The 12655-nt window shown below is 68.4% G+C and carries 15 protein-coding genes; 5 read left to right on the forward strand and 10 right to left on the reverse strand.

Going from position 1 to position 12655, the window contains the following annotated elements; genetic code table 11:
* Positions 1-19: 19 nt before the first annotated feature.
* From hepT to M3149_RS18620, 4 genes are read right to left on the reverse strand one after another with little or no spacing between them, the layout of a single operon-like run.
* Positions 20-454 carry a type VII toxin-antitoxin system HepT family RNase toxin gene (hepT, locus tag M3149_RS18605; RefSeq protein WP_251710985.1) on the reverse strand — a complete coding sequence of 145 codons (435 nt, stop codon included), beginning with the start codon at positions 452-454 and terminating at the stop codon, positions 20-22.
* Positions 451-873 carry a type VII toxin-antitoxin system MntA family adenylyltransferase antitoxin gene (mntA, locus tag M3149_RS18610; RefSeq protein WP_251710986.1) on the reverse strand — a complete coding sequence of 141 codons (423 nt, stop codon included), beginning with the start codon at positions 871-873 and terminating at the stop codon, positions 451-453. Before mntA ends, hepT begins: the two co-directional genes overlap by 4 nt.
* Positions 870-1727 carry a 3-deoxy-8-phosphooctulonate synthase gene (gene kdsA, locus M3149_RS18615; RefSeq protein ID WP_251710987.1) on the reverse strand — a complete coding sequence of 286 codons (858 nt, stop codon included), beginning with the start codon at positions 1725-1727 and terminating at the stop codon, positions 870-872. Before kdsA ends, mntA begins: the two co-directional genes overlap by 4 nt.
* 11 nt (positions 1728-1738) lie before the next feature.
* Positions 1739-3409: a CTP synthase gene (locus tag M3149_RS18620; RefSeq protein WP_251710988.1), complete on the reverse strand. Its 1671-nt coding sequence runs from the start codon at positions 3407-3409 to the stop codon at positions 1739-1741.
* Between the two features lie 114 nt (positions 3410-3523).
* Between M3149_RS18620 and coaBC the strand changes: the two genes are divergently transcribed.
* Both coaBC and M3149_RS18630 read left to right on the forward strand, forming a co-directional pair.
* A complete protein-coding gene (gene coaBC, locus M3149_RS18625; RefSeq protein WP_251710989.1) occupies positions 3524-4735 on the forward strand; it encodes a bifunctional phosphopantothenoylcysteine decarboxylase/phosphopantothenate--cysteine ligase CoaBC in 1212 nt (403 codons plus the stop codon).
* 122 nt (positions 4736-4857) lie between these two features.
* On the forward strand, positions 4858-5718 hold the full coding sequence (locus tag M3149_RS18630; protein WP_251710990.1) for a putative selenate ABC transporter substrate-binding protein: 861 nt from the start codon (positions 4858-4860) through the stop codon (positions 5716-5718).
* A gap of 19 nt (positions 5719-5737) precedes the next feature.
* On the opposite strand, the gene M3149_RS18635 is transcribed toward M3149_RS18630, so the two are convergent.
* Complete coding sequence (locus tag M3149_RS18635) at positions 5738-6853, reverse strand: substrate-binding domain-containing protein (protein ID WP_251710991.1); 1116 nt, start codon at positions 6851-6853, stop codon at positions 5738-5740.
* A 97-nt stretch (positions 6854-6950) separates the two neighbouring features.
* Between M3149_RS18635 and M3149_RS18640 the strand changes: the two genes are divergently transcribed.
* The 3 genes from M3149_RS18640 to M3149_RS18650 are packed head-to-tail and all read left to right on the forward strand — an operon-like array spanning position 6951 to position 9234.
* A complete protein-coding gene (locus M3149_RS18640; RefSeq protein ID WP_251710992.1) occupies positions 6951-7679 on the forward strand; it encodes an ABC transporter permease in 729 nt (242 codons plus the stop codon).
* Positions 7676-8434: an ATP-binding cassette domain-containing protein gene (locus tag M3149_RS18645; RefSeq protein ID WP_435370763.1), complete on the forward strand. Its 759-nt coding sequence runs from the start codon at positions 7676-7678 to the stop codon at positions 8432-8434. The genes M3149_RS18640 and M3149_RS18645 overlap by 4 nt, the downstream gene beginning before the upstream one ends.
* Positions 8392-9234 (forward strand): substrate-binding domain-containing protein, encoded by an 843-nt coding sequence (locus tag M3149_RS18650; protein WP_285887279.1) that lies wholly within the window; start codon positions 8392-8394, stop codon positions 9232-9234. The genes M3149_RS18645 and M3149_RS18650 overlap by 43 nt, the downstream gene beginning before the upstream one ends.
* A gap of 3 nt (positions 9235-9237) precedes the next feature.
* Here M3149_RS18650 and M3149_RS18655 read toward each other — a convergent pair whose 3' ends face one another.
* Genes M3149_RS18655 through M3149_RS18675 form a run of 5 tightly spaced genes read right to left on the reverse strand, consistent with a single transcriptional unit; the run spans position 9238 to position 12622 of the window.
* Positions 9238-10968, reverse strand: a complete 1731-nt coding sequence (locus tag M3149_RS18655) for a SulP family inorganic anion transporter (protein ID WP_251710994.1) — start codon at positions 10966-10968, stop codon at positions 9238-9240.
* Positions 10969-10975: 7 nt separating this feature from the next.
* A complete protein-coding gene (locus tag M3149_RS18660; RefSeq protein ID WP_251710995.1) occupies positions 10976-11392 on the reverse strand; it encodes a TIGR01244 family sulfur transferase in 417 nt (138 codons plus the stop codon).
* 19 nt (positions 11393-11411) lie between these two features.
* On the reverse strand, positions 11412-11849 hold the full coding sequence (locus M3149_RS18665) for a YeeE/YedE family protein (RefSeq protein ID WP_251710996.1): 438 nt from the start codon (positions 11847-11849) through the stop codon (positions 11412-11414).
* Positions 11850-11859: 10 nt separating this feature from the next.
* Positions 11860-12297, reverse strand: coding sequence for a YeeE/YedE family protein (locus M3149_RS18670; RefSeq protein WP_251710997.1), 438 nt, complete (start codon positions 12295-12297; stop codon positions 11860-11862).
* Positions 12298-12310: 13 nt separating this feature from the next.
* Complete coding sequence (locus tag M3149_RS18675) at positions 12311-12622, reverse strand: ArsR/SmtB family transcription factor (protein WP_251710998.1); 312 nt, start codon at positions 12620-12622, stop codon at positions 12311-12313.
* Between the last annotated feature and the right edge of the window lie 33 nt (positions 12623-12655).

Consider the following 12655-nt stretch of genomic DNA (forward strand, 5'->3'; position numbering starts at 1 on the left):
CTCAGGGTCAAAGAAAGAATCAACGGTTGTTCAAACAGCGCTGCATCAGCAGGCCGGCAAAGCGCAGCAGGGCATCGAGCTCGTGGCGGATCACGCGTTCGGCAATGCCCAGGTCCAGCACATCGTATTCGTGCACGGCGACATTGCGAAAGCCCACCATGTTCTGCAGTCCGGTCGACATGGCGTCGTCGATCAGGCCCTGCCGGGCCAGGATCGCAAACATCTCGCGTGCTCCTTGCGGCAGTCCCCAGGCTTCGTGTGCGATGACCATGTTTCCCATGTCGATCGCCAGTTCGCAGGCGCGTTGCACATTGAGAATCGCTGCGTCCTGGCGGGTGTGGTCATGGCGGAAGTCGGTGGAGGCGTTCAATTCCTCACGGGCGCGCGCCACGCAGCGCTCCAGCCGCACCGCCTTCTGTGCAATCGCGTCGGCCAGCACCTGCTTGCTGTTCATGTTGTGCCTCCGCGGGCCACCAGGCGGTCGGCCAGTGCGCGCATCATGGGCTGGCGCCAGCGCTGCATGTGCTGGTACTCCGTGTGCAGAAAACCTGCGTATTGGAGCAGCGCCACCGGGTCGCGTGCGATCAGCAGGCGACCGGTATCGAGAATCTGGACCTGCATCACGGTGTCCAGACGCTGGAAGTCGAGCAGGTCGACGTCGAGCCCCAGGCGCTGGCTGAGCACCTGGGCCGCATCGAAGCGCTCGGCCGATGACCAGGGCCCTGGCGTCTGCACAGCGAGATCCAGATCACTGCCGATGTGCCATTGCCCCTTGGCCGCACTGCCAAACAGCCACACGGCGGTAGCCGAGGGCACCACCGCAGCCACAGCGGCCTTGATGGTGTCGTCGGATGGCAGCTCGGCGGCATTCATGCGTTGAACCGGTCCTCGAGGTAGCCGTTCTTCTTGGTCACGGCGTCCAGCGCGAGCAGGGTTTCGAGCAGGGCGGGCATGTGCTTGAGCGGCACGGCGTTGGGCCCGTCGGAGAGAGCCTTGGCCGGGTCGGGGTGGGTTTCCATGAACAGGCCCGACACGCCCACGGCCACCGCCGCGCGCGCCAATACCGGCACGAACTCGCGCTGGCCGCCGCTGCTGGTGCCCTGGCCGCCGGGCAGTTGCACGCTGTGGGTGGCGTCGAACACCACCGGGGCGCCGGTCTCGCGCATGATGGCCAGCGCGCGCATGTCGGAGACGAGGTTGTTGTAGCCGAAGCTCACGCCGCGCTCGCAGGCCAGGAAGCTGTCTTCGGGCAGGCCGGCGTCGCGCGCGGCGTCGCGCGCTTTGTCGATCACGTTCTTCATGTCGTGCGGCGCAAGGAACTGGCCCTTCTTGATGTTCACCGGCTTGCCGCTTTGCGCCACGGCGCGGATGAAATCGGTCTGACGGCACAGGAAGGCGGGCGTCTGCAGCACGTCGCACACGGCGGCGGCGGGGGCGATGTCGTCCTCGCTGTGCACGTCGGTGATCACCGGCACGCCGAGTTGTGAGCGCACCTTGGCCAGCACCGCCAGGCCGGCCTCGCGGCCCGGGCCGCGAAAGCTCTTGCCGCTGCTGCGGTTGGCCTTGTCAAAGCTGCTCTTGAAGATGAAGTGGATGCCCAGCGAGGCGGTGATTTCCTTCAGGCGGCCAGCGACGTCGAGCTGCAGTTGCTCGGACTCGATGACGCAGGGGCCGGCGATCAGGAAGAAGGGCTTGTCCAGGCCGACGTCGAATCCGCAGAGCTTCATGCTGTGTGTCCTCAAGCAACGGCCTTGGCGGGCTGGCGCTGCGCCTGGTGGGTCAGCGCGGCCTTCACGTAGGCATTGAACAGCGGGTGGCCGGCCCAGGGGGTGGATTTGAATTCCGGATGGAACTGCACGCCCACGTACCAGGGGTGCACCGCCTGCGGCAACTCGACGATCTCGGTGAGCTGCTCGCGCTGCGTGAGCGCGGAGATCACCAGGCCTGCCTTGCGCAGTGTGTCGAGGTAGTTGACATTGGCCTCGTAGCGGTGGCGGTGGCGCTCGGTCACCACGTCGCCATAGATGCTGTGCGCCAGCGTGCCCTTGGTGACGTCGGAGCTTTGCGCGCCCAGGCGCATGGTGCCGCCGAGGTCGGAGTTGGCGTCGCGCTGCTGGATGGTGCCGTCCTTGTCCTTCCACTCGGTGATCAGCGCGATCACCGGGTGCGGGGTGTCGGGCTCGAACTCGGTGCTGTTGGCGTCCTTCAGGCCGGCCACGTGACGCGCGTATTCGATGGTTGCGACCTGCATGCCCAGGCAGATGCCGAGGTACGGCACCTTGTTCTCGCGGGCGTAGCGCGCCGCGCAGATCTTGCCCTCGGTGCCGCGCTTGCCGAAGCCGCCGGGCACCAGGATGGCGTCGAATCGGCCGAGGATCTGCGCCACGTTGGCCGGCGTGATGGTCTCGGAGTCGATGTAGTCGATGGCGACCTTGGCCTGGTTCTTCAGGCCGGCGTGGCGCAGCGCCTCGTTGAGCGACTTGTAGCTGTCGGACAGGTCGACGTACTTGCCGACCATGGCGATGTGCACCGTGGCCTTGGGGTGCTCCACCGCGTACACCAGGTCGTCCCAGCGCTTGAGGTTGGCCGGCGGCGTGTTCAGGCGCAGCTTGTCGCAGATCAGGCCGTCCAGGCCCTGCTCGTGCAGGATGCGCGGCACCTTGTAGATGGTGTCGACGTCCCACATGCTGATCACGCCCCACTCGGGCACGTTGCTGAACAGGCTGATCTTGGCGCGCTCTTCGTCGGGGATGCGGCGGTCGGCGCGGCACAGCAGCGCATCGGCCTGAATGCCGATCTCGCGCAGCTTCTGCGCGGTGTGCTGGGTGGGCTTGGTCTTGAGCTCGCCGGCGGCGGCGATCCAGGGCACGTAGCTCAGGTGCACGAAGGCCGAGTGGTTGGGGCCCATACGCAGGCTCATCTGGCGCACGGCCTCCAGGAACGGCAGGGACTCGATGTCGCCCACGGTGCCGCCGATCTCGACGATGGCCACGTCCACGGCATCGGCCGTGCCCTCGCCCGACCCCTTGCGGATGAATTCCTGGATCTCGTTGGTGACGTGCGGAATGACCTGCACCGTCTTGCCGAGGTAGTCGCCGCGGCGTTCCTTCTCCAGCACCGACTGGTAGATCTTGCCGGTGGTGAAGTTGTTGGACTTCTTCATCCGCGTTTCGATGAAGCGCTCGTAGTGGCCCAGGTCGAGATCGGTCTCGGCGCCGTCATCGGTGACGAACACCTCGCCGTGCTGGAACGGCGACATGGTGCCCGGATCCACGTTGATGTACGGGTCGAGCTTGATGAGGGTGACTTTGAGGCCGCGCGATTCGAGCAGCGCGGCAAGAGACGCAGAAGCAATGCCCTTGCCCAGGGAGGACACCACACCGCCGGTGACGAACACGTATTTGGTCATGACTCGGGCGCGCCCGCGGGCACGCTCAGGTGGGAAATTCCAATTATAGGTGGCCCACCCCCGGCGCCCGGGGCCGCTGGGGCTTCTGGCGGGGCACTGCTACATTGCGCCTCCATGAGCGATCTCGCGGGAAAACACATCGTCCTGGGCCTGAGCGGCGGGGTGGCGGCCTACAAGGCGGCCGAGTTCTGCCGCGGCCTGGTGAAGGCCGGCGCCACGGTGCAGGTGGTCATGACCGACGCGGCCGAGCACTTCATCACCCCGGTGACGATGCAGGCGCTCTCCGGCCGGCCGGTCTACACCTCGCAATGGGACGCGCGCGAGGGCAACAACATGCCCCACATCAACCTCAGCCGCGAGGCCGACGCCATCGTCATCGCGCCGGCCAGCGCCGACTTCCTGGCCAAGCTGCTGCACGGCCGCGCCGACGACCTGCTCTCGCTGCTCTGCCTGGCGCGCCCGATCGAGCGCGTGCCCCTGATCGTGGCGCCTGCCATGAACCGCGAGATGTACGCCCACCCGGCCACGCAGCGCAACCTCGCGCAACTGCGTGCCGACGGCACCGTGGTGCTGGGCGTGGGCTCGGGCGACCAGGCCTGCGGCGAGACGGGCGATGGCCGCATGCTCGAACCTGACGAGTTGCTGGAAGAGCTGATCGCACATTTCCAGCCCAAGCGGCTGGCCGGCAAGCACGTGCTCATCACCGCCGGCCCCACCTTCGAGGCCATCGACCCGGTGCGCGGCATCACCAACCGCAGCAGCGGCAAGATGGGCTTTGCCATCGCGCGCGCCGCGCGCGAAGCGGGCGCCCAGGTCACGCTGGTGGCCGGGCCGGTGGCCTTGCCCACGCCGCGCGGCGTGCAACGCGTGGACGTCGAGTCCGCCGCCGACATGCAGCGCGCCGTGCAGGCCAGCGCCGATGCAGCCGACGTCTTCATTGCCGCTGCTGCCGTGGCGGACTGGCGGCCCGCCAGTGCCGCCGACCAGAAGATCAAGAAGGACGGCAGTGGCGCCGTGCCCGCGCTGGCCTTCGTCGAGAACCCCGACATCCTGGCCGGCGTGGCCGCCAGCGCGCGTGCGAAGAGCGGCGCGCTGTATTGCGTGGGCTTCGCCGCCGAGAGCCACGATCTGCTGGCCCACGCCCAGGCCAAGCGCGCGCGCAAGGGCGTGCCGCTGCTGGTGGGCAACATTGGCCCCGACACCTTCGGCCGCGACCACAACGCGCTGCTGCTGGTGGACGCGAACGGTGCGAGCGAACTGCCGCGCGCCGACAAACTCTCTCTGGCGCGCGCGCTGATGGCCGAGATCGCGCGCCGGCTGGGCTGAGGCAACGCGGCGCCGAGCCGTATATCCTGTCGGCCCTTTTCACCCCGGGCATGCCGCCTTCCCTTTGTGCAAGGCTGCGCCCTTTTCTCCGAGACCTTCCTTCCTTTGTCAGGAAACCAACCATGAAAACCGTTCTCCATCGCCTTCGCGGCGCCCTGCTGATCGCCACCAGCCTGATCGCCGCCGCTGCCCACGCGCAGGCGGTGCTCCGCGTGACCACCATCCCCGAAGAGGCCGCCACCGAGCAGGTGCGCAAGTTCACGCCGCTTGCGTCCTACCTCGAGAAACAGCTCGGCATGAAGGTGGAGTTCACGCCCGTGAACGACTACCCGGCCGCGGTGGAGGCGCTGGTGAACAAGAAGGTTGACCTGGTGTGGTTCGGTGGCTTCACGCACGTGCAGGCCAACCTGCGCTCGGGCGGCAAGATCGTGCCGCTCGCCCAGCGCGAGGAGGACACGAAGTTCCAGTCGGTGTTCATCGCCAAGACCGACTCGGGCATCAAGACCCTCGCCGACATGAAGGGCAAGCAGGTGTCCTTCGGCTCGCAGAGCAGCACGTCGGGTCATGCCATGCCGCGCAGCTTCCTGCTGCAAGCTGGCATCAACCCCGAGAAGGACTTTGCGCGCATTGCCTACAGCGGCGCCCACGACGCCACCATCGCCTCAGTGGTCAGTGGCAAGGTCGATGCGGCGGCACTCGACATCACCGTCTGGCGCAAGTTCGTGAACGAGAACAGGGTCGACACCAAGGCCGTCGATGTGTTCTACACGTCGCCCGGCTATTTCAACTACAACTGGTCGGTGCACGCCGACATGCCGAAGGCCTTGCAGGACAGGATCAAGGCCGCGCTGATTGGCCTGTCGCCTGCAGTGCCCGAGCAGGCCGAGATCCTGCGCCTCAACCGTGCCACACGCTACATCGAGACCAAGCCCGAAAACTACAAGGGCCTGGAGGCTGCGGCGCGCAGCATCGGGTTGATCTGATCGACCGCAGGGAGGCGGCTCAACCCCACCAGGGCAGCAGCCGCTTCATCGCCGCCACCTCGCCGCAGTGGTCGGGCTGGTAGCCGGGCAGTGCCGCCATGCGCTGCTGCCAGGCGCGGCTGCGCAGGCAGTGCAGCAGGCGCTGGGTCGGCGGGTCATCCAGCGTGGATTTCAGCCCCACCAGCAAATAGCGCTCGTCGGTGAGGGGCACGAAATCGAGCCGCGCGCTGCGCGCGGCGTACTCGGTGCCCAGGCCGACGTCGGCCGTGCCCCCGGCCACGGCGAGTGCGACCGAGGCGTGCGAGCGTTCGATCTGGTCGTAGCCATCGATGTCAAGTGGCAGCAACCCGGCGCGTGCCAGCAATTCGTCGAGCAAGAGCCGTGTGCCGGTGCCCAGCGCGCGGTTGACGAAGCGCGCCTGCAGGCGCGCCACGTCCTGGATGTCGCGCAGGCGCAGGGGATTGCCCGGTGCCACGATCAAGCCCTGCGTGCGCCGTGCGAAGCCGATGATCTTGTGCTGGCCTGGCTTGAGCAGCGGCCGGTAGGTGCGCGCTGTTGCGGTGCCGGCGCCGGCAAAGGGTTGAGCGTGAAAGCCTGCGATGTTGCATCGGCCCTCGTTGAGCGCGCGGATCGCATCCACGCTGCCGCAGAAATGCACATCCAGGTGCAGCGGTTTGCCGCTGTCGGGTTGCGCGGCGTGGCTCACCAGTTCGGTGAGCGCGTGGTCGTGGCTGGCGTACAGGCGCAGCGTGGGCACGGCCTGGGCGTCGTCCTCGGGCGCCAGCACCTGGGCGAACGCGCGTTCCAGCTCCACGCGCAGGCTCTCCAGTTGCGGGCCCAGGCGGGCCTGGGCCAGGCGCTCGGCCGCGAGCAGCTTCTCACCGAAGGGCGTGAGGCGGGCGGCCTGGCCGCGCTCCCAGAAGATCAGCCCCTGCCCGAGTTCGGTTTCCCAGTCCTTGAGCTGGCCCCAGATATGGCGGTAGGAAAACCCCAGTTCGCGTGCCGCGGCCGAGATCGATCCGCTGTTCTTGATGGCCTGCAACACGTCCATCATGGGGTTGCGCAGGGGCGATCCTCCCGGTGTGGCGGCGTGGTCCTGTGTGCTCAGGTGGTAGGCCAGCTCGATGCGTCGCATGGCGGCGAGTGTGCCTCAAGGACCTTATGCAAGCCGGTGCATACCGCGTGAACACGTAGGGCGCACGTGGCCGGGCATGGCTAAGCTTCCGGTCGCTATGAGTACCTTTTCCGACAGCGTCGGCGTGGCCATCGGCCTTGTCTTCTCCGGCGATGCCGGCCTGTGGTCCATCGTGTGGCGTTCGCTGCTGGTCAGCGTGCTGGCCGCCGCCATTGCGTATGCGGTGGGCTTGCTCGCTGGTGCCTGGCTGGCCGCCGCGCGCTTCAAGGGTCGCGGTGCGGTACTCACGCTGCTCAACACCGCGCTGGCGGTGCCCGCGGTGGTGGTGGGTCTGGTGGTGTACCTGCTGCTGTCGCGCTCGGGGCCGCTGGGCTTTCTGGGCTGGTTGTTCAGCGTGCCCGCCATGGTCGTGGCGCAGACGCTGCTCGTGCTGCCGCTGGTGACGGCGCTGGTGCGCCAGGTGGTGGAAGACGCCGACCTCGGCCACGGCGAGCAACTTCGCTCCCTGGGCGCCGGCACGCTGATGCGCAGCCTGCTGCTGGCCTGGGACGAGCGTTACGCGCTGCTCACCATCTTCATCACCGCCTTCGGCCGTGCCATCTCCGAAGTCGGCACCGTGATGATCGTGGGCGGCAACATCGACGGCTTCACGCGCGTGATGACCACCGCCATCGCGCTGGAAACCAGCAAGGGTGACCTGCCGTTGGCGCTAGGGCTTGGGGTGGTGCTGCTGGCCGTGGTGCTGCTGCTCAACGCGCTGGTGTCGCTGGTGCGGCGCTGGCGCGAACGCGCCGACGGCTTGATGCCCGTGGGAGCTGCAGCGTGACCAGCCTGCCGGTGGTCAAGGCCTTGGTGCCCACAACCTGTTTCGAACTGCGCGGCCTGCAGGTGCGCCTGGGCCCGCCACCGCGCGCGCCCGCGCTCGACGACGTGAACCTGCGCATCGTCGAGGGTGAGCGCGTCGCCCTCATCGGCGCCAACGGCAGCGGCAAGAGCACGTTGCTGCGCGCCCTGCACGGCCTGCTGCCGCTGGCCGCCGGCCATTGCCTGCGCCCGGCCGCGCCGCGTATGGCCATGCTGTTCCAGCGCCCGCACATGCTGCGTGTGCGCGCGCTGCACAACGTGACACTGGGCCTGTGGCTCAAGGGTGTGCCGTGGGCCGAGGCGCGCGCCCGCGCGCACGAGGCGCTGGCCCGCGTGGGCCTGGGCGATATCGCGCAGCGCAACGGCCGCGCGCTCTCGGGCGGGCAGCAGCAGCGCCTGGCGTTGGCGCGCGCCTGGGCACTCAAGCCCGACATCTGGCTGCTCGACGAGCCGACCGCGAGCCTGGACCCGCACGCCAAGCGCGAGGTCGAGGAACTGATTGCCGAGTTCACCGCCACGCGCGCGGGCGTGCGCCCCACCACGCTGGTGTTCGCCAGCCACAACCTCGGCCAGGTCAAGCGCCTGGCCAGCCGCGTGATCTACCTCGAGCAGGGTCGGGTGCTGGCGGACCTGCCCGTGGACGATTTTTTCAACGCCGATCTGTTGCAGGCCTTATGCCCGCACGCCCATCTGTTTGTTCAAGGAGAAAGCTGGTGAAAGCCGTTCGCACCCTCGTCGCCCTGTCTGCCGGTCTGCTCATCGGCGGTGCCGCGCTCGCGCAAAGCATCGTCGTCGCGTCCACCACGTCCACCGAGCAGTCGGGCCTGTTCGGCCACATCCTGCCGTTGTTCAAGCAGGCCACGGGCATCGACGTGAAGGTGGTGGCCCTGGGCACCGGCCAAGCCATCGACATGGCGCGCCGCGGTGATGCCGACGTGCTGTTCGTGCACGACAAGGTGGCCGAAGAAAAGTTCGTCGCCGACGGTTTCTCGGCCAGGCGCCAGGAGGTCATGTACAACGACTTCGTGCTCGTCGGCCCAAGGAGCGACCCGGCCCGCACCGCTGGCAAGGACGTGGTGGCCGCCCTGCAGAAGGTGGCCGCGTCCAACGCGCCCTTCATCTCGCGCGGCGACAAAAGTGGCACGCACGCGGCCGAGTTGCGCTTCTGGAAAATGACCGCCACCGATGCCAACAAGGGCAGCGGTTACCGGGAATGTGGCTGCGGCATGGGCCCGGCGCTCAACATCGCCTCCGGCAGCGGCGCCTATGCGCTCACCGACCGCGGCACCTGGCTCAACTTCAGGAACCGCGGTGACCTGGTGGTGCTCGTCGAGGGTGACCGGCGCCTGTTCAACCAGTACGGCGTGATGCTGGTGAGCGCGGCCAGGCACCCGCAGGTGAAAACGGTCGAGGGCCAGCGCTTCGTGGACTGGATCACCGGCGCCGCCGGCCAGGCCGCCATCGCCAGCCACAAGATCGGTGGCGAGCAGTTGTTCTTTCCGAACGCGATGAAGTGAGGCTCAGGCGAGCGCCTGTGCCGCCTGGTGGTGCGTGAGGAACACGCGCCCGCTCAGGCGTTGCAGGAAGTCGCTGCGCTGCAGCTTGTCCATCACCGGGCCCTTCACCTCGGACAAATGCAACTGAAGACCGGCGTCGCGCAGGCGCTCGTTGATGGCTTCCAGGCTGTCGAGCGCACTGGCGTCGATGTCGTTGATGGCCGAACATTGCAGCACGACGTGGCGCAGGGCAGGGCGCGCGGCCACAGCCGCGTTGATGCGGTCCTCCAGCGCGCGGGCGTTGGCGAAGTACAGACTTTCGTCCATGCGCAGCGCCAGCACGTCGAGCTGCGTGATGACCTGGTGCCGCAGCACGTTGCGGTAGTGCTCGGTGCCCGGCACCTGGCCCACCTCGGCGATGTGCGGCTGGCTGGTGCGCCACAGGTGCAGCACCAGTGACAGGCCCACGCCGGCCACCAGGCCGCTTTCCACGCCCGCCGCGAGCGTGACCAACAGCGTGGCCAGCACGGCGATGAAGTCGGCCTTGGCATAGACCCAGGTGCGGCGCAGGATGCCGAAGTCCACCAGCGCGAGCACGGCCACCACGATGGTGGCGGCCAGCGTGGCCTGTGGCAAGTAAAACAGGGCGGGCGTGAGCAGCAGCGAGGCCAGCAGGATGCCCGCCGCCGTGTAGACACCGGCCGCGGGCGTCTGCGCGCCGGCGTCGAAGTTCACCACCGAGCGCGCGAAACCGCCGGTGACCGGAAAGCCCCCGGTGAAGGCGGCGCCGAGGTTGCTGCCGCCCAGCGCCACGAGCTCCTGGTCGGGTTCGATGCGCTGGCGGCGCTTGGCCGCGAGCGTCTGGCCGACCGACACCGATTCGACGAAGCCGACCACGCTGATGAGCAGCGCGGGCACCAGCAGTGACTGCAGCAGCGCCATGTCCCACAGCGGCTGGGTGAGCGGTGGCAGCCCTTGCGGGACCGCGCCCACCAGCTTCACGCCGTGGGTGCCGGCGTCGATGGCCCAGGCGAACACGGTGGCTGCCACGATGGCAGCCACCGGCCCGGCCTTGGCGCCCAATTCGGCCGCGCGTGGCGGCACACCCAGGCGGCGCAGCAGCGGCTGCAGACCGCGCCGCACCCAGAACAGGAAAGCCAGGCTTGACAGGCCGACGCCCAGCGTGAGCCCGTTGACCGCGCCGCGCTGCGCCCACAGCGCCGAGACCATCTCGATCAGCGTATGCCCGCCGGCCGACACGCCGAGCAGCGTCTTGAGCTGGCTCGCGGCAATCAGGATGCCCGAGGCGGTGATGAAGCCGGCGATGACCGGGTGGCTCAGGAAGTTGGCGAGAAAACCCAAGCGCAGCAAGCCCATGGCCAGCAGGATCAGCCCCGACAGGAACGCCAGCGTGATCGCCACGGCGATGTAGTGGCCGGTGCCCGCGGCCGCGTGCTCGCCCACGGCCGCGGCCGTCATCAGCGAGACCACCGCCACCGGCCCCACGGCCAGCACGCGGCTGGTGCCCAGCAGCGCGTAGATGACCAGTGGCGCCACGCTCGCGTACAAGCCCACCTCGGGCGGCAGCCCGGCCAGCTGCGCATAGGCCAGGCTCTGCGGAATCAGCATCAGCGTGACGATGGCCGCAGCGAGCGCGTCGCGCAGCAGCGTGTCGCGGTCGTACTGGCGCGCCCAGTGTCGCACCGGCAGATCGGGACACCAGTGGCGGGCAGCGGGCTTGTGGGCGGTGGTCATGGGCGGCTCAGTTCCGACCCGTCGGCTGCGGCAGGCCGCGCAGATCGAAGCCCGCGGCGGCGGCGGTCTCGATCACCTCGGCCCACGGGCGTTCGGCACCCCGGGACATGGCCCACAGCGTGGCGCAGCGTGTGCCGCTGCGGCAATAGGCCAGCACCGGGCCATCGGCCTGCGCCAACGCGTCGCCGAAGGCTCGGGCCTGTTCAGGCGTGATGCGCCCGCTGATCACCGGCTGGAACACGAAGCGCATGCCGGCGGCGGCCGCGGCCTGCGCCATGGCTTCGTGGTCGGGCTGGCCAGGTTGTTCGCCGTCGGGGCGGTTGCAGATCAAGGTGGTGTAGCCCGCGGCCGCGGCGGCGCGCACGTCGCTCGGCACGAGTTGGGCGGCCACCGCCAGTTGGGGGGTGAGGCGGCGCAGGTCCATGGTGTTCCCTCGCTGAGCTTCAGGCCTTGGGCGCGGGCTTGAGTGTGCTCACGCGCTCCAGCCACTCGAACACCGCCATGCCAGCCACCATGGCGGCCACGAACACCGCGCCCTTGACCTCGCCCGAGGCCATGGAGACCAGCCCGGGGCCCGGGCAGAAGCCCGCCAGGCCCCAGCCCACGCCAAAGGTGAGGCTGCCGATGACCAGACGCTTGTCGATGGCCGTGGCCTTGGGCAGGTGCATGGCACCCCCGAGGAAGTTGCGCGTGCGCTGCTTGGCGAGCGCGTAGGCGAAGAAGCCGACGGCGATGGCGCCGCCCATCACGAAGGCGAGCGACGGGTCCCAGTTGCCGAACAGGTCGAGGAAGCCTTGCACCTTGCCGGGGTCGGTCATGCCCGAGAGGATGAGGCCGAGGCCGAACAGCAGGCCGACGATGAAAGCGGAGAGTTTCTGCATGGTGTGGACCTCAGATCAGGTGACGGATGACGAACACGGTGACGAAGCCCGTGCCCATGAAGGCCAGCGTGGCCACCAACGACCGTGGCGACAGGCGCGAGAGCCCGCACACGCCGTGGCCGCTGGTGCAGCCCGAGCCATAGCGCGTGCCGATGCCCACCAACAGCCCGGCCAGCACGACCAGGCCGAAGCCGGCGTCGATGCGCGGCGCGGTGATGAAGCCCGCGGGTGCGATCAGGGCGTAGACGGCGGGCGCGGCCAGCAGGCCCGCGATCAGCGCCACGCGCCAGCCGATGTCGCCCGCCTTGGGCGAGAGCAGGCCGCCCACGATGCCGCTGATGCCGAGCACGCGGCCATTGAGCAGGATGAACAGGGCGGAGGCCACCCCGAGCAGAACGCCGCCGGCCAGCGAGGCCCAGGGCGTGAAGTTGGCGAAGTCGATGGTCATGGCGTGCGGTCCTTCAGGGGTTGCAGAACTGTTGATGAAGCGTGCGGATGACGGCCAGCGCCTGCGGGCTGTCGATGCGGTAATAGATGTTCTTGCCTTCGCGGCGCGTGCTCACCAGCGTCTCTTCGCGCAGCACGGTGAGCTGCTGCGACAGCGTGGGTTGCACGATGCCCAAGGCGGCTTCCAGTTCGCCGACGTTGTGCTCGCCCTGGACCAGCTGGCACAGCAGCATGAGCCGGTCGGGGTTGGAGAGCACCTTCATGAGGCGGCAGGCGTCGGCGGCAGCGGCCTGCATGTCTTCAAGATTGAGTTTGACGCTCGGCATGGTGATGTCGGGTGGGTTCTGTCGATGAACATC

Origin of the sequence: Hydrogenophaga intermedia (assembly GCF_023715105.1) — a bacterium.
GTDB lineage: Bacteria > Pseudomonadota > Gammaproteobacteria > Burkholderiales > Burkholderiaceae_C > Hydrogenophaga > Hydrogenophaga intermedia_A.